31 protein-coding genes are annotated in these 26265 nt (G+C 37.6%); 22 read left to right on the top strand and 9 right to left on the bottom strand.

Features of this window, described 5'->3' with window-relative positions:
• The first annotated feature begins 10 nt into the window (after window positions 1–10).
• The 3 genes from ctaD to AC1DCY_RS11610 are packed head-to-tail and all read left to right on the top strand — an operon-like array spanning window position 11 to window position 2866.
• A complete protein-coding gene (ctaD, locus tag AC1DCY_RS11600) occupies window positions 11–1894 on the top strand; it encodes a cytochrome c oxidase subunit I (protein WP_477350251.1) in 1884 nt (627 codons plus the stop codon).
• Complete coding sequence (locus AC1DCY_RS11605) at window positions 1894–2520, top strand: cytochrome (ubi)quinol oxidase subunit III (protein ID WP_477350252.1); 627 nt, start codon at window positions 1894–1896, stop codon at window positions 2518–2520. Before ctaD ends, AC1DCY_RS11605 begins: the two co-directional genes overlap by 1 nt.
• 1 nt (window position 2521) lies before the next feature.
• Window positions 2522–2866: a cytochrome C oxidase subunit IV family protein gene (locus AC1DCY_RS11610; RefSeq protein ID WP_049668310.1), complete on the top strand. Its 345-nt coding sequence runs from the start codon at window positions 2522–2524 to the stop codon at window positions 2864–2866.
• Between the two features lie 100 nt (window positions 2867–2966).
• On the opposite strand, the gene AC1DCY_RS11615 is transcribed toward AC1DCY_RS11610, so the two are convergent.
• The gene (locus tag AC1DCY_RS11615; RefSeq protein ID WP_477350255.1) at window positions 2967–3116 is read right to left on the bottom strand and encodes a hypothetical protein; all 150 of its coding nucleotides are present in this window, start codon (window positions 3114–3116) and stop codon (window positions 2967–2969) included.
• Between the two features lie 295 nt (window positions 3117–3411).
• On the opposite strand from AC1DCY_RS11615, the gene AC1DCY_RS11620 reads away from it, so the two are divergent.
• The 3 genes from AC1DCY_RS11620 to AC1DCY_RS11630 all read left to right on the top strand — a co-directional run bounded on the left by AC1DCY_RS11620 (window position 3412) and on the right by AC1DCY_RS11630 (window position 5210).
• Entirely contained in the window at window positions 3412–3606 is a 195-nt protein-coding gene (locus AC1DCY_RS11620) for a hypothetical protein (protein ID WP_477350257.1), read from the top strand.
• A 175-nt stretch (window positions 3607–3781) separates the two neighbouring features.
• Complete coding sequence (ctaG, locus tag AC1DCY_RS11625) at window positions 3782–4714, top strand: cytochrome c oxidase assembly factor CtaG (RefSeq protein ID WP_477350258.1); 933 nt, start codon at window positions 3782–3784, stop codon at window positions 4712–4714.
• A gap of 34 nt (window positions 4715–4748) precedes the next feature.
• Window positions 4749–5210, top strand: a complete 462-nt coding sequence (locus tag AC1DCY_RS11630; RefSeq protein ID WP_477350260.1) for a DUF420 domain-containing protein — start codon at window positions 4749–4751, stop codon at window positions 5208–5210.
• Between the two features lie 88 nt (window positions 5211–5298).
• On the opposite strand, the gene ytvI is transcribed toward AC1DCY_RS11630, so the two are convergent.
• Both ytvI and AC1DCY_RS11640 read right to left on the bottom strand, forming a co-directional pair.
• A complete protein-coding gene (gene ytvI, locus AC1DCY_RS11635) occupies window positions 5299–6363 on the bottom strand; it encodes a sporulation integral membrane protein YtvI (RefSeq protein WP_477350262.1) in 1065 nt (354 codons plus the stop codon).
• 208 nt (window positions 6364–6571) lie between these two features.
• Window positions 6572–6937: a YugN family protein gene (locus AC1DCY_RS11640; RefSeq protein ID WP_132357615.1), complete on the bottom strand. Its 366-nt coding sequence runs from the start codon at window positions 6935–6937 to the stop codon at window positions 6572–6574.
• Window positions 6938–7082: 145 nt separating this feature from the next.
• Between AC1DCY_RS11640 and AC1DCY_RS11645 the strand changes: the two genes are divergently transcribed.
• Window positions 7083–8207: a CAP domain-containing protein gene (locus AC1DCY_RS11645; RefSeq protein ID WP_477350264.1), complete on the top strand. Its 1125-nt coding sequence runs from the start codon at window positions 7083–7085 to the stop codon at window positions 8205–8207.
• 240 nt (window positions 8208–8447) lie between these two features.
• Window positions 8448–9923: a UDP-N-acetylmuramoyl-L-alanyl-D-glutamate--2,6-diaminopimelate ligase gene (locus AC1DCY_RS11650; protein ID WP_477350266.1), complete on the top strand. Its 1476-nt coding sequence runs from the start codon at window positions 8448–8450 to the stop codon at window positions 9921–9923.
• On the opposite strand, the gene AC1DCY_RS11655 is transcribed toward AC1DCY_RS11650, so the two are convergent.
• On the bottom strand, window positions 9904–10401 hold the full coding sequence (locus AC1DCY_RS11655; RefSeq protein WP_477350372.1) for a PaaI family thioesterase: 498 nt from the start codon (window positions 10399–10401) through the stop codon (window positions 9904–9906). The genes AC1DCY_RS11650 and AC1DCY_RS11655 overlap by 20 nt on opposite strands.
• Window positions 10402–10491: 90 nt before the next feature.
• Between AC1DCY_RS11655 and AC1DCY_RS11660 the strand changes: the two genes are divergently transcribed.
• Together AC1DCY_RS11660 and AC1DCY_RS11665 are read left to right on the top strand one after the other, a co-directional pair.
• Window positions 10492–10938: a YlbF/YmcA family competence regulator gene (locus tag AC1DCY_RS11660; RefSeq protein WP_477350268.1), complete on the top strand. Its 447-nt coding sequence runs from the start codon at window positions 10492–10494 to the stop codon at window positions 10936–10938.
• A gap of 170 nt (window positions 10939–11108) precedes the next feature.
• Window positions 11109–12161, top strand: coding sequence for a tartrate dehydrogenase (locus AC1DCY_RS11665; protein WP_477350270.1), 1053 nt, complete (start codon window positions 11109–11111; stop codon window positions 12159–12161).
• Between the two features lie 345 nt (window positions 12162–12506).
• Here AC1DCY_RS11665 and AC1DCY_RS11670 read toward each other — a convergent pair whose 3' ends face one another.
• Window positions 12507–13406, bottom strand: a complete 900-nt coding sequence (locus tag AC1DCY_RS11670) for a glycerophosphodiester phosphodiesterase family protein (RefSeq protein WP_477350272.1) — start codon at window positions 13404–13406, stop codon at window positions 12507–12509.
• 206 nt (window positions 13407–13612) lie between these two features.
• On the opposite strand from AC1DCY_RS11670, the gene AC1DCY_RS11675 reads away from it, so the two are divergent.
• Both AC1DCY_RS11675 and AC1DCY_RS11680 read left to right on the top strand, forming a co-directional pair.
• Window positions 13613–13747, top strand: coding sequence for a hypothetical protein (locus AC1DCY_RS11675; RefSeq protein WP_477350274.1), 135 nt, complete (start codon window positions 13613–13615; stop codon window positions 13745–13747).
• Between the two features lie 242 nt (window positions 13748–13989).
• Window positions 13990–14262 (top strand): YlbG family protein, encoded by a 273-nt coding sequence (locus tag AC1DCY_RS11680; protein WP_132357596.1) that lies wholly within the window; start codon window positions 13990–13992, stop codon window positions 14260–14262.
• Between the two features lie 2 nt (window positions 14263–14264).
• Here the strand turns inward: AC1DCY_RS11680 and AC1DCY_RS11685 are convergent, their stop codons facing one another.
• Window positions 14265–14654: a DUF7147 family protein gene (locus AC1DCY_RS11685; RefSeq protein WP_400721425.1), complete on the bottom strand. Its 390-nt coding sequence runs from the start codon at window positions 14652–14654 to the stop codon at window positions 14265–14267.
• A gap of 56 nt (window positions 14655–14710) precedes the next feature.
• Here AC1DCY_RS11685 and AC1DCY_RS11690 point away from each other — a divergent pair, with 56 nt between their 5' ends.
• From AC1DCY_RS11690 to coaD, 3 genes are all read left to right on the top strand, one after another.
• Window positions 14711–16138: an RNA polymerase II gene (locus tag AC1DCY_RS11690; protein WP_477350277.1), complete on the top strand. Its 1428-nt coding sequence runs from the start codon at window positions 14711–14713 to the stop codon at window positions 16136–16138.
• 183 nt (window positions 16139–16321) lie between these two features.
• Window positions 16322–16882 (top strand): 16S rRNA (guanine(966)-N(2))-methyltransferase RsmD, encoded by a 561-nt coding sequence (gene rsmD / locus AC1DCY_RS11695; RefSeq protein ID WP_477350374.1) that lies wholly within the window; start codon window positions 16322–16324, stop codon window positions 16880–16882.
• A 46-nt stretch (window positions 16883–16928) separates the two neighbouring features.
• Complete coding sequence (gene coaD, locus AC1DCY_RS11700; RefSeq protein WP_477350278.1) at window positions 16929–17414, top strand: pantetheine-phosphate adenylyltransferase; 486 nt, start codon at window positions 16929–16931, stop codon at window positions 17412–17414.
• 446 nt (window positions 17415–17860) lie between these two features.
• On the opposite strand, the gene AC1DCY_RS11705 is transcribed toward coaD, so the two are convergent.
• Window positions 17861–18760, bottom strand: coding sequence for a hypothetical protein (locus AC1DCY_RS11705; protein WP_328010712.1), 900 nt, complete (start codon window positions 18758–18760; stop codon window positions 17861–17863).
• 118 nt (window positions 18761–18878) lie between these two features.
• Between AC1DCY_RS11705 and AC1DCY_RS11710 the strand changes: the two genes are divergently transcribed.
• On the top strand, window positions 18879–19925 hold the full coding sequence (locus AC1DCY_RS11710; RefSeq protein WP_477350280.1) for a SepM family pheromone-processing serine protease: 1047 nt from the start codon (window positions 18879–18881) through the stop codon (window positions 19923–19925).
• On the opposite strand, the gene AC1DCY_RS11715 is transcribed toward AC1DCY_RS11710, so the two are convergent.
• Entirely contained in the window at window positions 19873–20223 is a 351-nt protein-coding gene (locus tag AC1DCY_RS11715) for a hypothetical protein (protein ID WP_477350282.1), read from the bottom strand. The genes AC1DCY_RS11710 and AC1DCY_RS11715 overlap by 53 nt on opposite strands.
• A gap of 414 nt (window positions 20224–20637) precedes the next feature.
• Window positions 20638–21849 (bottom strand): nucleotidyltransferase, encoded by a 1212-nt coding sequence (locus tag AC1DCY_RS11720; RefSeq protein ID WP_477350284.1) that lies wholly within the window; start codon window positions 21847–21849, stop codon window positions 20638–20640.
• A gap of 203 nt (window positions 21850–22052) precedes the next feature.
• On the opposite strand from AC1DCY_RS11720, the gene AC1DCY_RS11725 reads away from it, so the two are divergent.
• The 6 genes from AC1DCY_RS11725 (at window position 22053) to AC1DCY_RS11750 (ending at window position 26094) form a co-directional block, all read left to right on the top strand.
• On the top strand, window positions 22053–22586 hold the full coding sequence (locus tag AC1DCY_RS11725) for a YceD family protein (protein ID WP_477350286.1): 534 nt from the start codon (window positions 22053–22055) through the stop codon (window positions 22584–22586).
• A 24-nt stretch (window positions 22587–22610) separates the two neighbouring features.
• Window positions 22611–22784, top strand: a complete 174-nt coding sequence (rpmF, locus tag AC1DCY_RS11730) for a 50S ribosomal protein L32 (protein ID WP_010858320.1) — start codon at window positions 22611–22613, stop codon at window positions 22782–22784.
• Window positions 22785–23080: 296 nt separating this feature from the next.
• Window positions 23081–23848, top strand: coding sequence for an enoyl-CoA hydratase/isomerase family protein (locus AC1DCY_RS11735; RefSeq protein WP_477350289.1), 768 nt, complete (start codon window positions 23081–23083; stop codon window positions 23846–23848).
• Between the two features lie 110 nt (window positions 23849–23958).
• Window positions 23959–24336 (top strand): transcriptional regulator, encoded by a 378-nt coding sequence (locus tag AC1DCY_RS11740; protein ID WP_132357574.1) that lies wholly within the window; start codon window positions 23959–23961, stop codon window positions 24334–24336.
• Between the two features lie 463 nt (window positions 24337–24799).
• On the top strand, window positions 24800–25702 hold the full coding sequence (locus tag AC1DCY_RS11745; protein WP_477350291.1) for a ketopantoate reductase family protein: 903 nt from the start codon (window positions 24800–24802) through the stop codon (window positions 25700–25702).
• Window positions 25699–26094: a DUF3397 domain-containing protein gene (locus AC1DCY_RS11750; protein WP_477350293.1), complete on the top strand. Its 396-nt coding sequence runs from the start codon at window positions 25699–25701 to the stop codon at window positions 26092–26094. Before AC1DCY_RS11745 ends, AC1DCY_RS11750 begins: the two co-directional genes overlap by 4 nt.
• Window positions 26095–26265 lie beyond the last annotated feature (171 nt).

Genomic DNA, 26265 nt, shown 5'->3' on the forward strand with positions numbered 1-26265 from the left:
GGTAAAAGTTGTGAGCTCATACACACAGAAAAAGGGCTTTGGAGCAACTGTCTGGGAATACATTACAACTGTTGACCATAAAAAGTTAGCAGTAATGTATTTATTAGCAGGTACATTGTTCTTCGCTATCGCTGGTTTTGAAGCGTTATTAATGCGTATTCAATTAATGAAACCAAATAACGATTTCGTCTCAGCTGGTTTTTTCAATCAATTATTAACAATGCACGGAACAACAATGTTATTCCTAGCTGCGACTCCATTACTATTCGCATTTATGAACATGCTTGTACCATTACAAATTGGTGCGCGTGACGTAGCATTCCCGTTCCTTAACTCTTTAGGATTCTGGTTATTCTTCCTAGGTGCAGTATTCCTTCACCTATCATTCTTTATGGGTGGCGCACCTGATGCGGGCTGGACTTCTTATGCATCATTATCTTTATATTCCCCAGGACATGGTATTGACTTCTATGTTCTCGGTTTACAAATATCAGGGGCAGGTACATTAATATCCGGTCTTAACTTTATCGTTACGATTATTACAATGCGTGCTCCAGGTATGACATTCATGCGTATGCCATTATTCACTTGGACTGCGCTAGTATCAAGTGCATTAATTCTATTCGCATTCCCTCCATTAACAATTGGTTTATTAATGATGTTATTTGACCGTATGTTCGGTGGTAACTTCTTCGACCATACAATGGGTGGTAACACAATTATTTGGGAACACTTATTCTGGATCTTCGGACACCCAGAGGTTTATATCTTAGTATTACCAGCATTTGGTTTATTCTCTGAGATTATCCCAGCGTTCTCTCGTAAACGTTTATTTGGATACTCTTCAATGGTATTCGCAACAATTTTAATCGGTTTCTTAGGGTTCATGGTTTGGGCTCACCACATGTTTACAGTTGGTCTTGGGCCAACGGCTAACGCAATCTTTGCTGTTGCAACAATGGCCATTGCCGTTCCAACAGGTATGAAAGTATTTAACTGGATCTTAACTATTTGGGGCGGATCTATTAAAGTTACAACACCAATGCTTTATGCACTTGGTTTCATCCCGTCATTCGTTGCGGGTGGTGTTACAGGGGTAATGCAAGCATCTGCACCTCTTGACTACCAATTACACGATTCTTACTTTATCGTTGCTCACTTCCACTACGTAATCGTTGGTGGTATCGTAACAGCGTTATTTGGTTCAGCGCACTTCTATTGGCCAATCTTCTTCAACCGTATGTTAAACGAAACACTTGGTAAAATTACTTTCTGGGTATTCTTTATTGGATTCCATTTAACGTTCTTCGTTCAACATTTCTTAGGTTTAATGGGTATGCCACGTCGCGTATTCACTTACATGGAAGGTCAAGGTTGGGATCAGTTCAACTATATCTCTACAATCGGTGCATTTATGATGGGTGTAGGGGTTATCTTAATGGTAATCAACTGCTTAATGTCTATCAAAGGCAAACCAGCAGGTCGCGATCCATGGGGCGATGGACGTACATTAGAATGGTCAATTCCACAACCAATCCCATTCTATAACTTCCGTCAAACACCACTTGTTCGTGGTTTAGATCCTTGGTGGATTGAAAAACAAGAAGGTAATAAAGAAATTACATTTGCTGAGCCAGTCGGTGATATTCATATGCCAAATAACTCAGCTATCCCATTTGTTATTTCTATCGGTATGTTTATCGCTGCATTCGGTGCTCTTTATAATCCAGATGCAGATAAACCGTGGTCAATTTATGTTTTAATTGCGGGTCTTGCAATTACATTTGGTGCTATGATTTTCCGTTCTGTTAAGGACGATCACGGCTTCCACTTACACAAAGAAGAAATTCTTGAAATTGAAGAACATCTTTACGGCAAAGGAGGAAATAAATAATGGATTTCAATACTAAATTTACTCCTCATACTTGGCCAGATCATCCTGAACAAGCTACGATGGAAGGGAAAAATAAAGTTGTTGGTTTCTGGATTTTCCTTGCCTGTGAAGTTGTACTTTTCGCAAGTTTATTCGCTACTTACCTAGCACTTAAGAACAAAGGGCCAGCTGGCATGGAGTTCACTACACAAGGTTTATTTGAATTACCTTTAGCTTTTGCAATGACGATGTTATTATTAACATCTTCACTAACGTCTGTTTATGCAATTTACCATATGCGAAACTTTAACTTTAAAGCTATGCAAACTTGGTTAGGTATTACAGTGCTGTTAGGTCTTGGATTCTTATGTCTGGAAATTTATGAATTCAATCATTATGTAGGTCTTGGTTTTACATTTAACCAATCTGCATTCTCAACTGCTTTCTATTCATTAGTTGGTACACATGGTTTCCACGTAACATTAGGTCTTGTGTGGATTACTACGTTAATGCTTCGTAATGCTAAGCGTGGTCTTAACTTATACAATGCACCTAAATTCTTCGTGGCTGCCTTATACTGGCACTTTATCGACGTAGTTTGGGTATTCATCTTTACAGTAGTATACTTGATGGGAGTGATCGGATAATATGTCATCACACGATACATCTATAGTTGCTAAGTCTCAGGCACAATACGAGTATGATCGTCATCATAATGCCGTTCATATGCGTAAACAAGTAATCAACTTTGCGATTATGATTTTCTTTACATTTATCGCATTCGCAGTAGTTGCAGCTGATTTTTCTAAATACTTAATATTACCACTCATCTTATTGCTTGCTGGTGTTCAAGTTGTTCTTCAACTTTACTCTTTCATGCACTTAGAAGACAAAAAAACACACTTCGGTGGTGTAATTGGTTTCTTCATGTGGATGGGTATACTAATCGCATTTACATTCTTCTTAGCATTTTTAACAATTATTTGGTGGTAATCACCAAAAAAGCACGTTCTCTACTTTCAGTAGGAACGTGCTTTTCTTTTTGGGTTTTATTCACGTTATAGTGATGAGCAGGTAAGAACCAAGGCATCCATTATGGCTCTTGAGCAAAACGAGTGGTTGATTTCCGTTCCGACTGGGCGCTTTCCTGGGGGCGTCCGATGAGCCGCTTCACTCGCTTTGCTCGCTCCAGGGTCTCATCTGTGACGCTAATCCCCGAGGAGTCGCCCAGTCTCCACTCCAATCAACTGATTTACATAGAGTGTTCCTCTTATATGTAGCTTTAATTTAAGTGATAAGACGCGACTTTAGCAAAAGGGTTTCGTCTGTACGAAAGCGAAGCGGCAGCAAAAACAAATGTACAATTACGTCACTGTTATACATCTATTCTGTTCAATTATGGTGCGTTGTCATAGCGTCCACTTTTGAAATGTTAAAATTAATAAAAATTCTACGCTACTGTTGATTGGAGTGGAAGGCTACTCGACTCCCGTGGGAAAGCGAGACAGACGAGACCCTGCACGGAGCGGATGTTTTCTGTGCGAAAGCGTAGTGCTAACGTAGCGGCAGCAACAACAGCGGAGGAAGCGGCTCGACGCTCGCTCACAGGAAGCTCTGCTCTGCGCGAAAGCGAAGCGTCAGCGACAAATGTTTATCTGCGCGAAAGCGTAGCGACAGCAACAAAGCGAGTAGCCTGGAACGGAAATCAACTCCACGTTATGGTGAGAAGCTAGCAAGAAATAATATAATTCATGTTGGTTTTTTATACTTTGAATATTTTTTCTATAAATACGATAATCCTGAAAGAGAGGTAAACTATAGATAGTAATTTGTTCACCTTTCGTTCATTGCAGAATAAGTGTAAGAGTTCTATAATAGGAGTACTGAAGTTAAAGGAGTGCGTTCTGTATGCCACTTAGTATATTTGGTTTCCAAGCTTTATGGAGCCCATACTTAATAGGGGTTCTTGTTTTCATAACAGTCATCTATTTTCTAGTCACAACAAAGTGGCGCAAGGATTTTAAAGTAAGTGAGCCTTTGAAAAAGGAAGAGGCTATTTATTTTGTACTGGCAATGGTAACGATTTATATTATTAAAGGATCTCCAGTAGATTTAATGGCGCATATTATGTTTACGATGCATATGGTGCAAATGGCTATTTTATTGTTACTTGTACCGATTTTCTTAATTAAGGGGATTCCTTGGTGGTTATGGAAAGTTGCGATTGAAGCACCAGTTGTTAAATCTTTATTTAAAACATTGACACTCCCTGTCGTTGCGGTATTTGTGTTTATTGGTTTATTTTCTTTCTACCATTTACCTGCAGTATTAGACTACATTAAATTAAACGAAACTTTACATGGTACATATACATTTGTATTATTTGTTTCTGCTGTTTTAATGTACTGGCCTTTGATTCAAAAGATACCTAATAGTCCGCAAATGAAACCTTTGCATAAGCTAGCCTATATCATTGCTAATGCGGTCTTAATTACACCTGCGTGTGCGTTAATTATCTTTGCGCCAAATGCTATGTATGAAACATATACAAATGGTGAAGCATGGCTAAAGGCAATGGAACTTTGTGTACCAGTGTCCACATTATCTAGTTTATCTTTATCTGGACCAGAGCTCTTTACAAATATGACACCTGTTGCCGATCAGCAACTAGGAGGCGTTTTAATGAAGATTTTACAAGAGCTTATTTTTGGTGTATTACTTGGAGCAATCTTTATTAATTGGTATCGTTCAGAACAAAAGGATCCTGATAAAATTACGGCTGATGCGTTAAAAGAACATCAAAAGAAATGGGAAAGTCAACAACAACAACATCAGTTGTAAAAAGAAACTTTAATTTGTATAAGGGGTTTTGTAAATGGAATTGCAAATTTTGCCTACTATAAGTACATCATTCATCGTTATTAGTGCTGTACTTGTAGCTATTGGTTGGGGCTTAATTATAAAAAGAAAAGTTGAGGCACATAAAAAAGTAATGCTTGCAGCAGGAGTTGCAGCACTTACCTTCTTTATTATATATGTTTCACGTACAGTCTTTATAGGTAACACAGCGTTTGGTGGCGGAGAAGATTTAAAACCATATTATACTTTCTTCTTAATTTTCCACATTACACTCGCAACAACTGGAGCAGTATTTGGAATTGTTAGTATTATTTCTGGTTTGAAAACTAATCTCAAGCTTCACCGTCGTATTGGACCGATTACAAGTATTATTTGGTTCTTTGTAGCTATTACAGGAGTTTTAGTATACATTTTACTATATGTAATGTTTGAACCAGGTGAAACAACATCTGTCATTAAAGCTATTTTAGGCTTTTAACTTCTTTTAGTAATTAATTTCTGTAGCGACAGCTACAATTAAAGCCCAAGGACTCAATTTGCCGAGGCATAATTAAAAATCTCCCTCCTTATTTTTGAGAAGGTGGGAGATTTTTTATGGATGTTTGATTAAATAGGGAAACGACAACAACAACGAGTAAAGGACCAATTAAAATACCGGAAAATCCAAACATTTTAAAACCGATAAACATTGCAATAAAAGTTGTTAGTGAGGAGAGTCCGACTTTATTTCCAATAACTCTAGGCTCAATCATACGTCGAACTAAAAATTGTGCGATCGTAAGTACGACTAGCATGACTGCATAGATATAATCACCTGTAAAGGCTTTGTATATTGCCCAAGGAAGAAGCAAAATAAATGAATCTAAAAATGGAACGAAATCTAAAATGACTAGTAAGAGTGCTAAAATAAGTGGGAATGGCGTTTTAAGAAAATAAAAGGCTCCAAAGGCTATAGCAAAAATGCAAATACCAACTAAAAATTGTGCTTTTACAAAACCAAATAAAGCAAGTTTTACGCGCTGTCCAATAAATAGTATTTTTTGATGATAATGAAACGAAATAGGTGCTAACATTTTACGGTTAATATTCGGTAACTCTAAAAGAAACATATATAATACAACCCAATAAACAAAAATATCGAACAAACGAGAAGTTATATACGTAAGTGAAGATGACCAAACATTCACATTTGTTAAAGAAAGAGCATATTTCTCGATTGAAGATAGAGCCCGTGCTATCATAAGTTGAATTTGTATAACAAGATCTAAGGGTAAATGATACGTAAAGTTGGAAAGCTTGGATTGTATTTGAATCCATAGTGCTGATAGCTGATTAAGGTACTCTGGAATATGAATGATAAATGTTGAAAATTGTTTCCAGCTTATAAATATAATGAGAATACATAATAGTAATGTCATGCTTGAAAAGAATAAGAAAAAAATGGATGCAACTATTTTGCGTTTTTTTCGGAACCGTTTACTAATTCGTATGATGACAGGTTCCAATAATAATGCAGTTACGTAGGCAAGCAGTATGGGTAATGACAGGGATATAAACCAGAGAATTGCAATTCCGATAGCTATAACAATGATCGGATGGCGAAAAAAGGGGTGTTTGAAAAATTGTAACATTTATCTCACCTACATCATGTAAAAGATATAGTTAGTATGAGAAGAAATAAAGTTTTTACTCAAAATAAAAAAGACTGGACCACCAGTCTCTTTTCAGATTTAGCTATTGCACTGCATGCTGTTGCCAATTTACTGTTAACCCTTATAAAAAATAAAATAATTTCGATGTTTAATCGACATGTATGCAAAGTGAAATAACTATCTAAAATTATGCATGAATTTCAAAAGCTTCTAGGTCTAATTTAACCTTTTTTAAGATTTCTTCACATTTTTTTACAAGATGAGCTGGGTAAACTTCATCATCACCATACTCAACGCCGTGTGGATAGTAGTACTTACCAAGTACTGGTTTCATTAAAGTTAGAATTGCATCGTGTGCACCAACATCACCAGATTTAGCATACGAGAATACACGTAGGTAATAACGACCTTCGCGAGTATCGAAACGCTTATCAAAAGTCATACGTTCGTAATCCCAGCCGCCATCACATTCTAAACCATTTTTTTTCATGACGCTTACAATAAGTTCTTGATCAGCTGTTAAATTTTCAAGGTTAGTATTTTCGAAATACATCTATAATCCTCCTTTAGGTTCTCGTACAAAGTATACGCTCATTTTTATAATAGAGCATATTCGACATTGTTGCAATGACAACATTGTGTCAACCCAATTACAATTGATATAATAAATAGAATAATGTGATAAGAAGGAGTCATGTATGAAAGCTTTATTTCGCATTTTTATGGCATGTGCTGCAATTGCATTGATTGGCTTTATGTTTTTTAATACACCACCACGTGAAAATGAACCACTAAAAGGCCCGAATGCCAATTCAAATATTATTCCCAAAACTGAACTAAAGCAGCCTGAAATGGGGGCAACGACTCGTCCAAAAAGCGGGATGTCGACATTAATTGGCCAAGAAGCTAAGGTGGTTTTAGAGAAATATGGTAAACCAGTACGCAAGGAACCATCCTCTTTTGGATATGATTGGTGGATATATAATGCCGACACTTCTAGATTTTTTATGGTAGGCGTTGACAATAATGTTGTGACGCAAGTTTACATTGCTGGTGAAGATTTGGATGCTTTTCCTTTTAAGGTTGGTCAGAAGCGTGATGATATATACCGAATGACAATTATTGATTATGAAGTAACTGCAAATGTCGGTAAAAATATTTTCGTTTTCTCGATGAGTGAAGAGGATATGCAGACTCGACTGCTTGTAAAATTCGATGGGCTATTTGCGCAACTTTATATAGATAGAGAAACGGGTGAGCTACAAGGAATACGCTTTACTAATAGTAAAACCCTTGTTCTCCATCAACCGTATGAAATGACTTATCAAGGTGAGCTAGTTATACCAACACCACCATCTTCCTTTTTACAGCAGAAAATTAATGCAGCGAGTGCTGCACAACTTGACGATTTAATAAATGTAACAAGAGTTCAACATGATTTAACTCCAGTAAATATGGATGAATCATTAGAAGAAGTTGCAAAATTGCATAGTGAAGATATGAAGGTTCACAATTTCCTTGCTCATGAATCACCAACAAATGGAGATTTGAAAAAGAGATTAGAAACACTGGGAATCGAATATAACGAGGCGAATGAAAACCTTGCGACTGATTATTTTGATGCGATTGAAGCAATGCATGGCTGGCTTAATTCACCTGAGCATCGCAAAGTCATTTTAAATGATAAATATACGACTGTGGGATCTGGAGTATTTTTAAACTATTATACGCAAATATTCTTAGAATCTTCTTCTCAAGAGCTGGAAAGTGAGAATAAAGACTCTGTGGAACCAGTAGAAAATATGGATGAATCATCACCATAAATAGAAGTTTAAGACTGAAGATAAACTTGGCGAAATCAAGTTTATCTTCAGTCTTTTTCATTGTGCAAGCACAAAACCGATTCCGGACGCATTGTTTATCTGCGCGAAAGCGTAGCGGCAGCGGCAATTATGCCAAGGCATAATTGATACGAAAAAGATAAGCACAATGACCGCCTACATTTTTCGTCACACCGTTACATACGCCGTCATATGATAGAGAACCGAAAGGGGGAATGAAGCTTGCAATTAGCTGAACTGTTAAAAGACTGGCCATGTAGCGTAACCGGAGGATCTATTCGCACAACTATTACAGGCGTCGAGGATTATGCTCAGGCAGTTAAACCTGGGAATATTTTTATTGTACGAAAGGGTAAGAAAACATCGGGAAGTCGTTTTGTAAAAGAAGCATTAGCTCGGGGTGCCGCCGCTATAGTATCAGAGGAAAGTATTTCAATGCCTATTACCGATCAAAATATTCCTTTTGTTTGGGTTCCGAATACATCCCTATTTTTATCGTATGCGAGTGCAAAGCTTTCAGCCTTTCCCGCAGAAGCATTAACAGTCATTGCGATTACTGGTACAAATGGTAAAACAACAGTGAGTCATTTTGTGAGCCAATTATTAAGAGCCCTACATAAAAACGTTGCAGTTATTGGTACTGTAGGATTTTTCATCAATGAGCAGAAACAACAAACTGTGTATGAGCAATTAACTACATTGCAGGCAAAAGAGTTGCATCCGATTTTAAAGCAATGTGTACGAAATGGTGTTACACATGTTGTTTTAGAAGCTTCATCAATGGGATTACAGCAAAATAGACTTGATCATTGTGATATCGATTGTGGCGTTTTTTTAAATTTATCGGAGGACCATTTAGAAGATCACGGAGGACTTGAGGCATATAAGCGTGCGAAAAAAAGATTGGCAGATTTATCGAAAAAGCTAGTGCTAAATGGAGATGATAATTTTTGCCGTTCCGTTGGTATTTATGATAAGAAAAAATCCTGCTCATTTGGCTTTGATAATCATAATGATTTACATATCCAAATTGTCAGTGAATCATTTGGAAAAACGGTACTTTGTTTACAAACGTCATCGAGTGAGCACATTGTAGAAATCCCTTTTGTTGGTAAATATCATGTACAAAATGCTGTAGCTGCGTTGATGACTTTATGGCGCCTAGGTTTCTCAATTGAAGAAATAGCAGAGCATATGTGGTTGTTAAGGCTACCAGAAGGAAGACTTGAGAAAATAGACAATCCATTTGGTATTGATGTGTACGTAGATTACGCACATACTGCAGAGGCATTACAGGCTGTTCTGCAAACTTTTGATCGCTCGAAAACCTTGTACCTTGTATTTAGCTGTGGTGGAAATCGAGATAAGGCGAAACGTTTTGCGATGGGAGCAGTAGCTAGTAAGTATGCGGATGTTATTTTTTTAACAACTGATAATCCACGAGATGAAGATCCGATTTTAATTAATGAAAGTATTATTGCTGGTTTTACTGAGCAGCAATATTATGAAATCTATCTAGATCGGAAAATTGCTATTCATCAAGCATTAGCGAAGGCAGAAAAAGGTGATATTGTACTTGTTGCCGGAAAAGGGCATGAACAGACCCAACAAATAAAAAATCAAAAATTCCCTTTTTCCGATCAACAATGTATTCGAGATTACTTTTTAAATCTTATGACTAAGGACGGCGTTGAATGACAAAGAAAGAACCAGTTGCAATAGCAAGTTTTCGTCCAGTTTCATCCTCGATATCACATTCCATCACAAGTGTCTGACGCCCTTTATGCACGAAACGTCCACGAGCAATCAGTTCTTTGTTGGTTGTTGTAGCAATATAAGAGATATTCATATTTGTTGTGACAACATTAAAGCCTTCTGGTACTGAACGCGAAGCAAGTCCTCCCATTGCTGCATCTGCAATTGTTGCAATAATCCCACCGTGTGGTACCTTAATGGTATTATGGATAACAGGTGTAATGGGAATGCGGACTTCGCTAACTTCAGGCTCAAATTTGCCAACCATGTGTAAGGCAGCATTAATATAACGTCGATGAATACCTTGTTGTTTATCGCGAAGGCCAGACAATAAATGTAGTAAAACTTCCTCATCTTCAGCTGTACTATGTTGTAAAATCTCTGAAAGTAATTGTTCTATTTCTTCTTTAGACGATGGCACCAATTTAAAAACTCCTTCATTTAAAAATATCAATAATGTAAAATTACCATAAAATCTGTTATGATGGGAAAGAGATTGGGGGAATTAAAAATGATGATGACCTCTGACTGGGCAATCATTTTGGATGAGGCCGATGTGCTTTGTGAGATGATTCTTTCCTCTGAGCCTGCTAAAATGCTACAGCAAGCATATGATGCTGTATATAGCGATGTCCAAATAGTCGAAGCTATTTATGCATTTAATCGCATGAAAGAGCAGTATGAAGATGTACAACGTTTCGGAAAGTATCATCCGGACTATCATACAATTATGAAATCGATTCGTCAGCAAAAGCGCGCACTCGATTTAAACGAAAAGGTTTCAGCTTTAAGAATTGCTGAGAACGATTTTCAAGATTTACTTGATCAAATAAGCTTACTTATAGGGAAAACTGTTTCAGAAGCGGTAAAAGTTCCTGTAAGTAATCCGTTCTTTGCATCAGGTTCTTCATGTGGTGGAGGATGTGGCTCAGGCGGTTCTTGCTCTTGCTCTGCATAAACAAGGTAATACTTTTTCTAAGACTGTATGCAAACTCGTGTGAGTTTCTATACAGTCTTTTTTTATACGATGTTACTGTAGTGACAGCCATAAACATCAGGGTGTAATTGCTGCGGAGAAATTGTATAGTAATTGCATAGGCGTTATAGAAATTAAAGGAGGATTAACAGATGAAGACTTATCGAATTGCCGTTATACCAGGAGATGGGATTGGTAAAGAGGTTGTACCAGCCGCGATAGAAGTTCTTGATAAAGCCGCTCAATTAGATGGCAGCTTTCAATTTGAATGGACAACATTCCCATGGGGTTGTGATTATTATTTAGAGACAGGTAAAATGATGCCTGATAATGGTATTGAAATTTTAAAAGGTTACGATCAAATCTTTTTAGGTGCTGTAGGTATGCCAGATTTAGTACCAGACCACATTTCATTATGGGGGCTACTTATTAAAATCCGCCGTGAGATGAAGCAATCTATTAATGTACGTCCAGCAAAGCTACTTCAAGGTTTGCCTTCACCTTTACGTAACCCAAATGGTTTTGATTTTGTTGTTATACGTGAAAACTCAGAGGGAGAGTATGCTGAGAGTGGTGGCAGAATACATAGTGGACAGGATGAAGTTGCTATCCAAAATGCTATTTTTACAAGGAAGGGAACAGAACGTGCAATGCGATATGCATTTGAAATGGCAAAAACTCGACGCCAGCATGTTACAAGTGCCACAAAATCTAATGGAATTACATACAGTATGCCTTTTTGGGATGAAGTATTTTCGCAAGTTGGTAAAGACTACGAGAACATAGGACAAGTATCTAATCATATTGATGCTTTAGCTGCCTTTTTAGTGATGAAGCCAGAAAACTTTGATGTCATTGTTGCATCCAATTTATTTGGGGATATTTTAACCGACTTAGGTGGTGCAATTATGGGGAGTATCGGAATTGCTCCAGCTGCAAATTTAAATATAGAACGACAATATCCATCTATGTTTGAACCAGTCCATGGCTCTGCTCCTGATATTGCAGGACAAGGGATAGCAAATCCACTTGGACAAATTTGGACAGGTAAAATGATGCTTGATTTCTTAGGGTATCATGAACTTGGTACAAAAGTGCTGAATGCGATGGAAGCAACATTAGCAGAAGGTATTAAAACAGGTGATTTGGGAGGAAAAGCGACATTACGTGATATAACGGATGCGGTATTACATCATCTACAATAAAGCAAAACTTTAAACAGTGGGGTTTTCTTCAGCCCTGTTGTTTATTAGATTTTACTAATCGGGCGTAAATTTGAGATGAACTCTGCTGAAAAAATGAATGGGTAAAGGTCTCTTAGGATACAAATGCTTATACAAAAAAATGGGATTTTAACACCATGATATTGCACATGAAATTCATCGTATAGGGTAGCTTTCTGTGTGGGCAAGAGAATTAGGTTTATCCCCTGTAGCTGCTAATAATATAGGTAGAGAAATTAATAAAAGGTAAGGGCTGTTAAAAGATGGCCCTCACCAATCAATGTGTTAACCATAATAAACTGGAAATTAGCCTCCGGTTTATTATAGTTATTTTTGTAGTAATTCTACTGCAATATCAGGTCGATCTGTAATAATACCTTTTGCTCCGTTGTGAATTAATTTATTCATTGTTGCTATGTCATTGATAGTCCAATAATGAACAGGGATGTTTAAATTGTTCAAAAACTGGATAAACTTCGGAGATTCTAGTGTAATTACTCCTGATTTAGGCGGTATCTGGAATACGTCTACCTTTGGATGATATAAGTGTCCAAATTGGCTTGAGAAAGAAGCAAATGCTTTACGAATATCTGAATCACCTGCACCGAGCGCTACTTGATTTTGTGCATATAAATTAAAGCGATCGATCTGTTCACCGTAAAGGCTTGTGACTACTACTCGATTTTCAGTACCAAGCTCTTCAATTAAACGCCATAGTTTAGATGGCATTAAACTTCCTTCATACGTATCTGGTGCATCTTTAATATCAATATTTACCAACAAATTTGGATAAGTTTCTAAAAGTTCACGTAATGTGACAACGTCTACTTTTTCATCTCGATAAGGAAATTCTCCATCTAAATCTTCAAATTGATAACCGTGGTTTAATGCATTTATTTCTGCTAAAGTCATGTCTGCAACAAGTCCATAGCCATCTGTTGTACGATCAACAGTATCATCGTGGAAAACGATAATTTCCTCATCTTTGGTTAAGCGAATATCTATTTCAAAGCCATCAACACCTAACTTTGCGGCTTTTTCAAAAGCAGGCATCGTATGCTCAGGTGCTAAATGAGCACCGCCACGATGTGCGAGAATAATTGGGTGATCAAATTGTAATGCTTGTTTACCTTCTCGTTGTTGAGGTTTAGAAATAGCTTTACTACCTGCCCAAGCAGCTGCACTTGCCGCTGCGATTGCAAGCGCAATCTTTGTTTTCTTACCCATATTCGTCCTCCTTAACAATTAAAATGATATAAATAGTACTGGTAATTTCACTTTTTAACTTATTTCAGCAAATGTTTTTTGTACCGAAAGCAAAGCGTCAGCTACAAATGTTTTTTGTAGCGAAAGCAAAGCGTCAGCTACAGATCTCTTTTGTACCGAAAGCGTAGCGACAGGTACAGAAGTCTCCCGCCTCTATAGGTGGTGAGATGAATGCGGATTTAAGTTACTTTTCAGTGGTTGTCCAAACACCTGCTGAAATAGAGGAACTCAGTCTAAGAACGCCACATCCTGTGGCAATTTATCTGTGCGAAAGCGAAGCGACAGCAAAAATACACGACTGAGTGACCAACATCCCGTTGGCCCAAAGCCTCCGGACGCAATTATGCCGAGGCATAATTGATTTTTCAGTAAGCAAACAAAAAATTCTAGTACTCTATAATTTGCATAAGTGAATGTAAAACTCTTAGTTAACGTTGTATGCTTTTCCATTATAACGGAAAATTGAGCGTTCTGTCAGCTAAACTCTGTTGCTATCATTTTCCGGTCTATGGTATTCTTTTATGTAAGAAATGAGGGGAATACTATGAACGAACGCCAAGGACTAATCGTTTACGTCCATCAATTAAAACATGCGAAGTCTCTTCGAAAGTATGGTCATGTTCTTTATATTTCTCGGAGGCAAAAATATGTAGTAATTTATTGCGAGCGAGAGGAAATTGAATCAATGACAACAAAACTACAACGCCTTCCATTCGTGAAAGACGTTGTAAAGTCTTATCGTCCATTTGTTAAAACTGAGTATGAAAATGCAAAACCAGATAAAGCGAAAGAATATGACTATAAAGCAGGTCTATAATACTATGTTAACGCCGGAATATAGTGATGAAGTCTCATTATTCCGATCAAGTATTGATAAAATAGTTTTGATTCCGAAAATATAGAAGAGTGCTTTATTTCTACAACAACCGCTTTTCTATCTAGTCGTTTAATACTTTCTTCAAATATTTTTTGTCGCTGTGAAGGCTGCTCTTCATTATAAGGGATGCCTTCTCGACAAATATAAATCGGCATGAATTTACTTTCACCGACTGGTTTTAAAGCGACTGCTAAAGAGGCAACCTTTTTTTCTTCTTTAGTGGATGTTAGTATAAAGGCTTGGTGGAAGCGATCTTGATTGGTTCTCACTATTTCAAGTAGCTCATAAACATCACCATAGCCCTCACCTAATTCTATAAATTGTTGTGGCATAAAAATTGCACATCCTTTCCAATACACATAGTATCATGCTGCGGGAGGTCAAGCACATGAAATTTGCAATGAGTTTTTTTTCCATTCTAGCACTAATCATTACCGGAACGTTATTTTTTCAGTACCATGCTTATTCGTCTGACTTAGAGACAGGCAATGGCGAATTCCGTTATTCACAAGAGATAGAAATTGTCTATCGAGAAAATAGCTTGGATATTCGTCAACATTTTAAAAATTTACCCAACCAAAAAGTGAAGATAAAGTGGCCAGAAAATGCGGTAAATCCTAGTTGCTTTATCGATAACGAAAAAAGCTGTAATCGCTTATCAAAAGAAGTCTCATATTTTAATAAAGGAGAGACTAAATCACAATCTGTTTCATACATAATTCCAATTAAGGGTGGCTTAAAAGATAAAATGCTCATCCAAAATGTTTTCGCCACATTAACGAATGGGGAATCATCTTATTCTGTTGTACATATTTCAACTGATAGTAAAATTGCTGGTCAATGGATAACGGGCTTACCTTTAGTAGGTCAGCAAAAACTATCGCTTGTTAACTATACAATGTTTAGTGGATATGGTACAGTTCGTGATATTTATTGGCAATCGGGAAATTTAAAAGTACAAGAGCAAACTCCTGTGTTGTCTATTTATGCCCCGGGAACTATTTCGAAGGATTTCTTGAAATCATTGGAGAATTTTAAGTTTTTGAATGATCAACATATTGCTATTATTCAAGAAAAGAATCCAGTAAAAGAACATGATGACCGACTTTTATTTTTGCCAGAGCTAACTGAACAAGCTGTTGAACAGGAAGTTATACTGTCGCAAATAAAGTCGCAATATAAGTTTAAAGATTCACCAACATGGTTGCCGGAAGTGGTGGCATCCTATTTAGTGAAGGATACGATTGGCTCAGATAAAGCGAAGAAAATAGTGAAGACGTTAAACGAATATATGACAGCTAATCAAGAGTTGGCATGGCAGGAAGCTTTGAATAGACTTGGGGAAGAGCCGATTTCCCCTGCTTCAATGGACGATCTTTTATCCGAGGTATTAGATGCAAAAACGTCCTATTTTAAGTTGAATACGGCCAAAGAAAATGGCACATATCCACTATTATTCGAGGATGATCGAAGTGTTTACGTGAATGACGTATTGAGAGAAGATGTTCATGTAATACTTTATGAAGGGCAAGTATTATATAATGCTGATAAATTGTTACCTTATCTAGGCTATACTGCTAGTGAAGGTGAAAATGGATATTATATCAATAGTGATAATCGCACCTTCCGATTCCCGAAAGAACCTGGGTTTTATGTATTTAATCAACGTAGATATTCGACTATTTCAGAACCGATTATTAAAATTGCCAATAATTATTATGTTGAAGAAGCTTGGCTACAACGATTATTTTTAGTAGAATTACAAAAAAGTGATGGTCGTATCAATATTAAGATGTTAACACAAGAACAAGAATAATTTTTTTGCAGCGGAGGTTCGTCTTTCGCTGCAAAAATGCTTTTATCTCCATTCAGCCTATTTTTTAGTGAGAGTGAAGCGGCAGCAACAAATGTTTTTTCTGTGCGAAAGCGAAGCGACAGCAACAACAATTACGCCAAGGCGAAATTGATATATGGAATAAGAAAGTACGGTGGTTTACCTATGAGAGTTGTAGCAGGAGAACGTAAAGGGATGCCGTTAAAGGCGATTACAGGGAACACGACGAGACCTACAACTGATAAAGTAAAGGAATCTATATTTAATATTATTGGTCCTTTTTTTGATGGAGGCATAGCGCTCGATTTATTTGCAGGGAGCGGTGGCTTAGGTATCGAATCTTTAAGTAGAGGGGCTGAGCACGCCGTTTTTATTGAAAAGGATGCAAAGGCGTTCCAAGTGCTTCAGGAAAACATAAAAAAATGTCGTTACGAGGATTGCTCTGAGCTTTTTCGTATAGATGCGAAGCGTGCTGTGAAAGCGTTATTAAAACGCGATATAACGTTTAAATTAGTATTTTTAGATCCACCATATCATCACAAAGAATATTATGACTTAGTGCAGATTCTTGTCGACAATGATAAAATTCAACATGATGGCATTATTTTATGTGAGCATGCAAAAGAAGTAGAATTACCACAGAGATTTGGGGACTTTGTATTAAAAAGACAAGAAACATATGGCGGAACGATTATATCCGTTTATCTTCATTCAGAGGGTGTCTAAACGCCCCTGAAAATTGATCGTTGCATAGAGGAAGAGGGAGAATGAGTTGTCAGAGAAGATTGCTGTAGTTCCTGGAAGTTTTGATCCGGTGACATTTGGTCACTTAGATATTATTAAAAGGGCGGCAGATGTTTTTGACACAGTTTATGTTGCTGTTTTAAATAATTCATCCAAGCAGCCGTTATTTTCAGTAGAAGAGCGTATGGCTTTAATGGCGGAAGTTACTAAATCATTGCCGAATGTACGTATTGAAAGTTCATCGGGGCTATTAATAGACTATGCTAAGGAAAAAAAAGCAAAAGCGATTGTGCGTGGTTTACGTGCTGTTTCGGATTTTGAATACGAAATGCAAATTACTTCGATGAACCGTTTTCTAGATGAAACCATTGAAACGTTTTTCATCATGACAAAAAATCAATATTCATTCTTAAGCTCGAGTATTGTTAAAGAGGTCGCGAAATACGGTAGTGATGTTAGCGAGCTTGTTCCTGCTTGTGTTGTAGAAGCTTTAAAAGAAAAGTATAGTTTTTAACTTCTTTCAGCGGATGTCACGGAATCGGAAAGGTAGGATGTTAGCCGTTATCGCTCGATGCGATAACGGCTAACTGACCTGCATCGATAAAAACGCCACGTCCTGTGGCATTACCGAAATGACCGACATCGTGTCGGTGCTTGTGCGGCCCAAGCACAAAGCCGATTCCGGACGCATAATTGATAAAAAACTAAAAAAGTGAGGCTGGGACAAAACTGGCCAAAGTCTTAAAAAGCGCGAGAAATCATTTTTAGAAATGTTGATTTCTCGCGCTTTTCTGACGTGATATTACCCTAGCTTCTGGTTAGTTTGATAAAAAATGGTTTTAGGAATTATCATAATTTTTTCTGCAATTATTTGTGGAAGGTTATAGGAGCGAACAAGTGATTGAATTCCTCTGCTATGCATACTCCAAAAAATCCATTCTTTACTCTAAAGATGATTATTTATTTTAAGAAAAAAAGAGCATAAATAGTGGGTACAATGATTATGCTAAGTAGGCGGAATTTTAGATATGGTCGAACGGAAAGTTTGGCTGATTTCGCAATTACGAATATTTGTAAGTGGATGCTTATGCTTTGCATTGTTAACAACATAACAACTAGTAACGGTAAATATGGAAGATTTGGAAAAGCTGAGACGGTCATTTTAAGACCATTTGTAACTTCAAGAATTGCGGCTATGGAAAGCTCAGCTGTATAGGGAAGCTTAGGTAGTAGTGAATCTAAGCCTTGTTGGACAATCGTCTGGATGGTAGTGAAAAAAATTATTGTAGTTCCAACTAATAGTATTGTCGGTGCTGTTTCTTTAATACTTTCAGAAAATGGTGCTGTATGCAAAGGCGTATTGTGTATGGAGATGCTAGGAGGATCCGTTTTACGAAATAGGAAGTAACCAGTTATTAAACAACAAATATTAAAACTATGTAGTAAACATAAAAACATCCATCCGAACGTATTACTGTTTAATAAATCAAGGCTTACAAAGCCTAGCACGAAAAGGGGACTTGGTGCGTGACATACGGCTAATAAAAAATTTGCTTCTTTTGGATGTAGTTGCCCACTGTTTTTTAAGTAAACAATTGTTGTTGCTCCAGATGGATATCCCCCGAGTGCGCTAATAATGTAGGCTTGTACGTATAAAGAAGCTCTTTTTGTTTTCGTTCTCATAGGAGCCGTTAAACGGAGAAGCCATTGCGTTAAAATAAGGTAAGGTAGTAAATACGGGAAAAGGGCCTCCATAAAAAGATTTAAACCTAAATCAGTACCGTTATGAGCAGTTTGTGGGAATAACAAGAGTAATAGAATAAGAACTATGCAAATCGCTATTTGAATTATCGCATACATGTTATCATCTCGTTTCAACTTTTTGTCATTCACATAGGCAAATGCTAAAATCAATATATGTAAAAAAGGCAAAAACATGAACGTATGGTTTTGCGAGCGTCCTAGGAGGTGTTTTTCTTTGAAGAAAAAAATTAGTATTTATGCAGTGTTATTAGTCGTGATTTGTTTTTTAATGTTGTACCGACTAGACGCTTATATCATGAAGCCAGGAAGTGCTTATGATGTTAGTAAATTTGTTAACGTTGAAAATAGCCACAACAATGATAAAGGATCCTTGAGTTTAATGACGGTGGCTATGCAACAAGCTACACCTTTTTCATATTTGTGGGCGAAAACTCAAAAATATCAAAAATTAATGGATATTGACCAAGTTCGAAATCCATTAGAGGATGAAGAGGAATATAATGTTCGACAGTTTAAATTAATGTCTGATTCTCAATTTAATGCAAAGTATGTAGCTTTTCAAAGGGCTGGCCTTCAAACAAAAATTCTCTTTAACGGTGTTTTTGTATTAAATGTCCTAGACGGCGGTGCTTCGGATAATTTATTGAAAGCTGGAGATGAAATTATTGAAGTTGATGGGCAAAAAATTAGAAACCAACAAATGCTGGTAGATCTTTTAAAGCCAAAGCAACTTGGAGATAAGGTGACAATTAAATTTAAACGTAATACAAAAGAACAAGAAGTAACGATTACCTTAAAGGAAATCCCTAAATCAGAAGAGAAAAGGGCAGGGTTAGGTATTACTTATACTGAAAGTAAATCGATTGAAACAAATCCCGATGTGTCTATGAAAACGGAGGATATTGGAGGTCCGTCTGCGGGGTTAATGTTTACCTTAGAAATTTTAGACCAACTTCTCGAAGAAGATTTAACGAAAGGTTATGCTATTGCAGGGACAGGGGAAATGCTGGTTGATGGCTCTGTTGGAAGAATTGGTGGAATAGACTATAAAGTCATTGCTGCTGATCGTGATGGTATGGAAATCTTTTTTGCACCAGACGATGAAATTACTCCAGAAATGAAAGCTAAATATCCTGATCTGGAATCTAATTATGATACAGCAGTAAAGACTGCTAAAGATATTGGAACAAAAATGAAAATAGTTCCGGTTAAAACTGTTGATGATGCAATCGAATATTTAAAACAGTTACAGCCGAAATAAAGTTTTTTCTGTAGCGTGGGGTTGATTTCCGTTCCGACTGGGCGCTTTGTAGCTGCCGCATCGCTTTCGCTACAGAAAACATTTGTAGCTGCCGCATCGCTTTCGCTACAGAAAACATTTGTAGCTGCCGCATCGCTTTCGCTATAGAAAACATTTGTAGCTGCCGCATCGCTTTCGCTACAGAAAACATTTGTAGCTGTCGCTTTGCTTTCGCTACAGAAAACATTTGTAGCTGTCGCTTTGCTTTCGCTACAGAAAACATTTGTAGCTGTCGCTTTGCTTTCGCTACAGAAAACATTTGTAGCTGTCACTTTGCTTTCGCTACGGAAAACATTTGTAGCTGCCGCATCGCTTTCGCGTAGAGCAAAGCTTCCTGGGGGCGTCCGATGAGCCGCTTTTACGTTTTAACAAAATGACCTCCAACTTTTTAGTTTGAACGGGACCTTTTCAGGAATTATCGCCCAACTTTTAAATTTTATCTACCAACTTTCACGTTTTATCACCTAACTTTTAATTTTTATCGACATCCACCTTCAGAAGAACAAAAGGATTCACACACAAAACTGTGAGTGAATCCTTTTAGCTCAACGCTCGCTCACAGGAAAGTAAGTGAAATCACCCTCATTTAAAGCGCCACGACATTTCTTGACCATTTTGTTTGTCAACAGCAAAAAAGGATGCTAGAAGAATTTCTGGCATCCTTTTTCGTTACTTAAAAACGAATCGGTGGTGTTTGATAATCTTTGGAAAGACTATGTTCTTTTGTTCCTTGTTCTACACTTAGATTGTATACCTCTGCTGCATGAATATCTACAGCAAGCATAGCATCATCCATAGCTGCTACACGACTGATTAAAGGTAAAGGTATATCTTTTTTATGCATTCCTAAATAGCCTTGTCCCTTCTTGCTCATACCAAGTAAACGTATACTAGATGGAGCGTCAAAGCTTCGCAACTGTTCCTTTGTAAACCCAGTATAAATGTGTGTGAGCATACGTTGAAGTCGCGTCCAAGTATAGCGTTTTGATTTGATTTTCTCCATAAAGCTACTGAATGAATGGCTCGTTTTCGCTGCTTTAATTAGAGCGTTCTCAATGCCTTCTGATACTTCAGCGTAGCGCGTAAGTTCATGAGGTGTGTGGCGAATAAGTGTAAACTGTAAAAATGGCCAAAAAGTTTCCCAACTTGCAAAATCACCATATTTTTCGTGCCATTCGGCTAAATAATCAAACGATGCTTTAGGGAGAAAATCTTGTACACCTTGTAGAGTGTTGGTTGTTGCTAGAGCCTTGCGTATTCCTGTGGCACTAGCAATGGATGCCCCTTCTTGCAAAGCGTCATGGTAACCTGCAACAATGCGAGGAATCGTTAAAGGTTTAATGTTACTGCCTAGAGCTATAGCAGCCTCAATATAATGAAAACCAAGTATATTGTTTGGTTGGCCCAAATCAATGTATGTTGCAGGGAACTTTTGAGAAAGCTGTTCATAGGCGTAATGTAGACTTTTAGGATAGCTTGCACCCGTTTTAAGGCTTTCTTTAATAAGAGTGTTATATTCAGTGCGATTACTATTAATGAGCTGAAACGTATTCATAAAGGGTTGAATGGAACCATCTTCGCTTCCAAAGGCAAAAGAATCGCAACCAATTGCAGATAGTAAGGAAATTGCTCCTTTTGCGAAATCAGTTGCAGGTGCGGTACTATAAACGTAGGGTAGTTCAATGACTATATCAACACCACCAGCGAGAGCCATTTTTGTGCGTGTCCATTTATCGACCATGGCTGGTTCACCACGTTGCAAAAAATCCCCACTCATGACTGCGATAACAATATCCGCTTGTGCTACTTTTTTTGCCTGTTCCATATGATAGGCATGTCCGTTGTGAAAAGGATTGTATTCAACAACTATTCCGACTGCTTGCAAATTTAAGCCCCCTTTATCAATATCATTTGCTTCTCGTTCTTGTAGATTTGGAGCCTTTTGCTTATTATAGAACGATTTGGAGCAAATTCACTTATTATAATATATAATTATAGGTGGGTTTTATTGTGGTGACAAGAAATTATCTTGACATCTATTTTTACACATTATATAATCAACATTGTTGTCTCGAGGTGATTAAACGAATGAAATGGTCAATTCATCAATTATCTAAATACCGCCAAAACGGGATGCCAATCGATGCCTATGTCCAACTGGACGAGGTGATGGAGCGAAACCAGGATATTCGAGCAATTTCGCCCGTTCATGTAAAAGGGCTATGTACTTTCGGTGCATCGCAAATGACATGTCAGCTAACTGTGACAGCGACGTTAACACTACCATGTGCACGCACGTGGGAAGATGTTGAGTTTCCTATCGAAGTTGAGACAGTTGAAGTTTTCAGCTGGATTGACGAGGATAAACGAGGGGAAGATGACGGAGAAATTCACTATCTTGATGGTGAAGTAATCGACATGAAGCCAGTTCTCGAGGAGTTAGTGCTTCTTGAAGTACCTTTGCAAGTGTTCAAGGAAAATTCCGAAGGACAAGTGCAAGGTGGTAAAAACTGGTCTTACGCAACAGATGAAGACGTTGAACTACACAAAAAAGCTGACACACAAAAAGTGGATCCAAGACTAGCTAATTTAGCTAAGTATTTTGATCAAACAGACGAATAGACGATCTGTAAGGAGGTGCCATCAATGGCTGTACCATTTAGAAGAACTTCTAAAACTGCAAAAAGAAAGCGTCGTACGCATTTCAAACTATCTGTACCTGGTATGGTAGCTTGCCCAAACTGTGGGGAAGCAAAATTATCACACCGTGTTTGCAAAGCTTGCGGACAATACAAAGGTAAAGAAGTAGTAAGCAAATAATACAGTGTTTGCTCACTTAAAAGGCTAGTAGAGAGACCATGGCTCTTTACTAGCCTTTTTGTTGGTTTTAACTTCTTTCAGCGGGTGTCCAAACACCCGCTGAAAGAAGTTAAAGCCTCCGGCGGATGTCAAGGAATCGGAAGGGAGCTCTTTGTGCAAGCACAAAGCCGATTCCTGACTCAATTATGCCGAGGCATAATTGATAAGACGGAATCTTTCGGTAATGGCGAAAAGATATATAGTACTATAATAATTGTATGATACAATTTATCCATCGGGACAAAGGGGGAAATAGTATGGCTTACATAATTGATAACAAAGAAGGTATTATGACGTTTACGATTAATCGAGAAGAAAAACGGAATGCGGTGAATGATGAGGTTATGGATGGGCTACAAGAAGTCATTACATATATTCGAAATCATGATGATGTTCGTTTTTTAGTCGTAACGGGAGTAGGGGATAAATCATTTTGCTCTGGAGGGGACTTATCTGAATTCCATTCGCTCGAAACAGAGGATGAGGCGTTTGGGATGTTGGGTAAGATGGGCGAAATATTATACGACCTTGCAACGTTGCCAGTGCCAACGATTGCGTTAATTAACGGAACAGCGGTTGGTGGAGGCTGTGAAATTGCAACAGCTTGCGATTTTCGTCTAGTGGCAAGTCACGCGAAGTGTGGTTTTATACAGGGGACATTAGCAATTACGAGCGGCTGGGGAGGCGGTACATACTTATTCGAACGAGGATTACGCCATGATCGTGCGATGAAGATGCTAGTCGATGCGAAGCCTTATCCAGCGGAATTACTATATGAGATTGGTTGGGCAATGCGCGTTTTTGAAGGTTCAAAAGAAGCGGCATTGAATGATTTTATCGAACATATGCGTAAAATTCATCCTTCTGTTCATAAGGCTTATAAAGAAATTGAGCTTCGTAAGTGGCGTGAGCGTAATATGTATGAACGTGTTATGGAGGAAGTTCGTACATGTGCGAAATTGTGGGAAAGTGAAGCTCACCACGAGGCAGTTGCTAATTTCCTAACAAAGAAAAACAATAAATAATGTATAACGGCAGTGATTATAACAAAACATAATCACTGTCTTTTTTAATTCGATGATTCTATTTTGCTCGCGCACGCATATAGTAGTAAAAAATGCGAGGGTGATAGATTATGGAATTGAAAAAAAGAAAAGATCAATGGACAAAGGAAGACGATGAAAGATTAGCAGAAATTGTGTTGCATAATGTGCAAAATGGCAAAACACAGCTAGAAGCTTTTGAGTTGGCTGCTGCTGAACTAGGTCGTACAAAACAAGCATGTGGTTTCCGTTGGAATAAAACATTACGTAGTCAATATAGTCAGTCACTACTAGCTGTGCGAAATCAACCGCAACAATCTATGCGGAGCCATTTGAAACTGGCATTAACAAGTTTCGATGAATTAACAGAAGCCTATCAAAGTCTCGAAGTAAGGCACCGTGAATTACAAAATGAGCACGATAAACTAGTGAAATGGTTGCAACAAGGGTATTCTTTAATGAAAGATTAAAATAAGGAAGTTGACGAAAGTTAGTGAGGTACTTAGAAAAAATGTAAACTTGTACGAAAACATAATGCTGCATGCTGTGCTAAGTGTTTCAACAGCCGAGTTAACGAGCAGTAATTTATCTGTAACGGAAGCGAAGTGTCAGGAACAAACTTATTTGTACCGAAAGCGTAGCGTCACGTACAAACCTCACACCTGAAAATTCAGTAGAAGCAAAGGGGTTAGGTGTGAGATTAACTGCCCCTCAAATATTATCGTAAACACTTAGTCAATCCTGTATAATAAAATAACCTGCATAAGAGGTGCCTTAGAACGATTTCTAAGGCACCTCCTTCTGTAGTGAGGGGCAAAAAAGAACGTATGAATGATGGACGGTAGCGGCTAAGATGTAATTGTGGTAGAACTGTTTAGGAGGGCGTTCTCTTATGGAGATCGTCCATTATAAATGTGGGAGGTGTAATGTATTGTGGATGTAGCGATTATTGGTGCGGGGGCTGTAGGTCAGTTAACGGCGAGTTTTTTAGCTGAGTCTGGTATGTCTGTAACGTTGGTTGCAAGAAGGCAGGGACAAGCAGAGGAACTTAATGCAAATTATTTAACACGAGTGAATGTTGATGGAACAAAAACTGTGCAAAAAGTTACTTCAATTACGAAATTAAAGGAACTACCACAGCAAGATTTAATTGTAATTGCGGTTAAGTACGGTCAATTACAAGAGCTTTACGGACAATTATGTGCGTTGCCAAGTACAGTTTCGTTGTTGTTTATGCAAAATGGTTTAGCACATTTTGACGAAGCACTGCGTTTGCCACAAAAAAATATTGCCTTTTGCTCTGTGTCATTTGGTGCTCAAATGATAGATCAGTCAACCGTGCAACATAGAGGTGTAGGTGTTTGTAAAATTGCGATAGAACGAGGGAACAGTGATGTGTTTAACGATTTGTTACAATTAAAAAATCCCTTGTATCCGCTTGAGTTGGTTGCTAATGCTGAACAAATGTTATTTGAGAAAGCGGTATTTAACTGCTTGATTAATCCATTAACGGCAATATTGCAAGTGAGGAATGGAGAGTTAGTAACGAATAAGCAAGCGTTTTTATTAATGCAAACTATCTATCAAGAATTAACGGATGCTTTTGAAGGCATAGAACAAGCCATACCTTTTTTCAAGGTGATAGAGTTATGTGAAAAAACAGCAAGTAATACATCATCTATGCTAGCGGATCGGATTCACGGGAGAAAAAGTGAAATTGACACGATTGTAGGAGTAATACTAGAAAAAGCTCTAGCAAATGGTCATGATTTGCCTACTTTACGCACTTTATATCACCAAGTACTTGCGATAGAGGAGAGCGGTGAAAGACGTTGAAAGAAATTTTACATATAATTATAAGTATCGTTATTTTTTGTCCGATCCTCCTTTTTGTGATTGTCTATTTAATTAGTCGGAAGGTTAAAATTCGAGGCACTCATGCTTTTGGAGTGGCATCGGACTTGACAACATTGTGTTTGTTTTTTTCAGTACCACTAGCAATTCGTGTACTGTGGAATGTCAATGTTAGTGCGCTATTAGTAACGTTGGCGATAATGATGGCAATGATTTTTACATATATTGATTGGCGAACGAAAAAAGAAATTGAAGTGAAATCGCTACTTAAGAAAATTTGGCGCTTTCAATTTTTAGTACTAAGTACTGCGTATATTGTTATTTGTATAGTAGGTGTTATTCGATCTGTTATAGAATATTTACAGGATGTCTAAGCATTTTCTTTTCATGTTGAAGCCATAAGCGTTAAAATAATAGCATTAAATATTGTTTTTTTATTAATAACTCTATATGTGCAAAAAATTAAATAAAATTCCAATGTACGACAACGTTTGAGTATCTGACAAAAATCGTATTATGTTTTTCTGAATCTTGGGATGTCATGT

This window comes from Lysinibacillus sp. 10T31, from assembly GCF_056394365.1.

Excerpts from the sequence above, each read along its gene's own strand:
- AC1DCY_RS11740 (WP_132357574.1), top strand. The coding sequence starts at position 23,959 with ATGGAATTGAAAAAAAGAAAAGATCAATGGACAAAGGAAGACGATGAA.
- AC1DCY_RS11645 (WP_477350264.1), top strand. The coding sequence starts at position 7,083 with ATGAAAGCTTTATTTCGCATTTTTATGGCATGTGCTGCAATTGCATTG.
- AC1DCY_RS11665 (WP_477350270.1), top strand. The coding sequence starts at position 11,109 with ATGAAGACTTATCGAATTGCCGTTATACCAGGAGATGGGATTGGTAAA.
- AC1DCY_RS11610 (WP_049668310.1), top strand. The coding sequence starts at position 2,522 with ATGTCATCACACGATACATCTATAGTTGCTAAGTCTCAGGCACAATAC.
- rpmF (WP_010858320.1), top strand. The coding sequence starts at position 22,611 with ATGGCTGTACCATTTAGAAGAACTTCTAAAACTGCAAAAAGAAAGCGT.
- AC1DCY_RS11660 (WP_477350268.1), top strand. The coding sequence starts at position 10,492 with ATGATGATGACCTCTGACTGGGCAATCATTTTGGATGAGGCCGATGTG.
- ctaG (WP_477350258.1), top strand. The coding sequence starts at position 3,782 with ATGCCACTTAGTATATTTGGTTTCCAAGCTTTATGGAGCCCATACTTA.
- rsmD (WP_477350374.1), top strand. The coding sequence starts at position 16,322 with ATGAGAGTTGTAGCAGGAGAACGTAAAGGGATGCCGTTAAAGGCGATT.
- AC1DCY_RS11605 (WP_477350252.1), top strand. The coding sequence starts at position 1,894 with ATGGATTTCAATACTAAATTTACTCCTCATACTTGGCCAGATCATCCT.
- AC1DCY_RS11675 (WP_477350274.1), top strand. The coding sequence starts at position 13,613 with ATGAATGCGGATTTAAGTTACTTTTCAGTGGTTGTCCAAACACCTGCT.
- AC1DCY_RS11640 (WP_132357615.1), bottom strand. The coding sequence starts at position 6,937 with ATGTATTTCGAAAATACTAACCTTGAAAATTTAACAGCTGATCAAGAA.
- AC1DCY_RS11685 (WP_400721425.1), bottom strand. The coding sequence starts at position 14,654 with ATGCCACAACAATTTATAGAATTAGGTGAGGGCTATGGTGATGTTTAT.
- AC1DCY_RS11705 (WP_328010712.1), bottom strand. The coding sequence starts at position 18,760 with ATGTATGCGATAATTCAAATAGCGATTTGCATAGTTCTTATTCTATTA.
- AC1DCY_RS11715 (WP_477350282.1), bottom strand. The coding sequence starts at position 20,223 with ATGTTTTCTGTAGCGAAAGCAAAGCGACAGCTACAAATGTTTTCTGTA.
- AC1DCY_RS11630 (WP_477350260.1), top strand. The coding sequence starts at position 4,749 with ATGGAATTGCAAATTTTGCCTACTATAAGTACATCATTCATCGTTATT.
- AC1DCY_RS11680 (WP_132357596.1), top strand. The coding sequence starts at position 13,990 with ATGAACGAACGCCAAGGACTAATCGTTTACGTCCATCAATTAAAACAT.
- AC1DCY_RS11690 (WP_477350277.1), top strand. The coding sequence starts at position 14,711 with ATGAAATTTGCAATGAGTTTTTTTTCCATTCTAGCACTAATCATTACC.
- ytvI (WP_477350262.1), bottom strand. The coding sequence starts at position 6,363 with ATGTTACAATTTTTCAAACACCCCTTTTTTCGCCATCCGATCATTGTT.
- AC1DCY_RS11725 (WP_477350286.1), top strand. The coding sequence starts at position 22,053 with ATGAAATGGTCAATTCATCAATTATCTAAATACCGCCAAAACGGGATG.
- AC1DCY_RS11670 (WP_477350272.1), bottom strand. The coding sequence starts at position 13,406 with ATGGGTAAGAAAACAAAGATTGCGCTTGCAATCGCAGCGGCAAGTGCA.
- AC1DCY_RS11735 (WP_477350289.1), top strand. The coding sequence starts at position 23,081 with ATGGCTTACATAATTGATAACAAAGAAGGTATTATGACGTTTACGATT.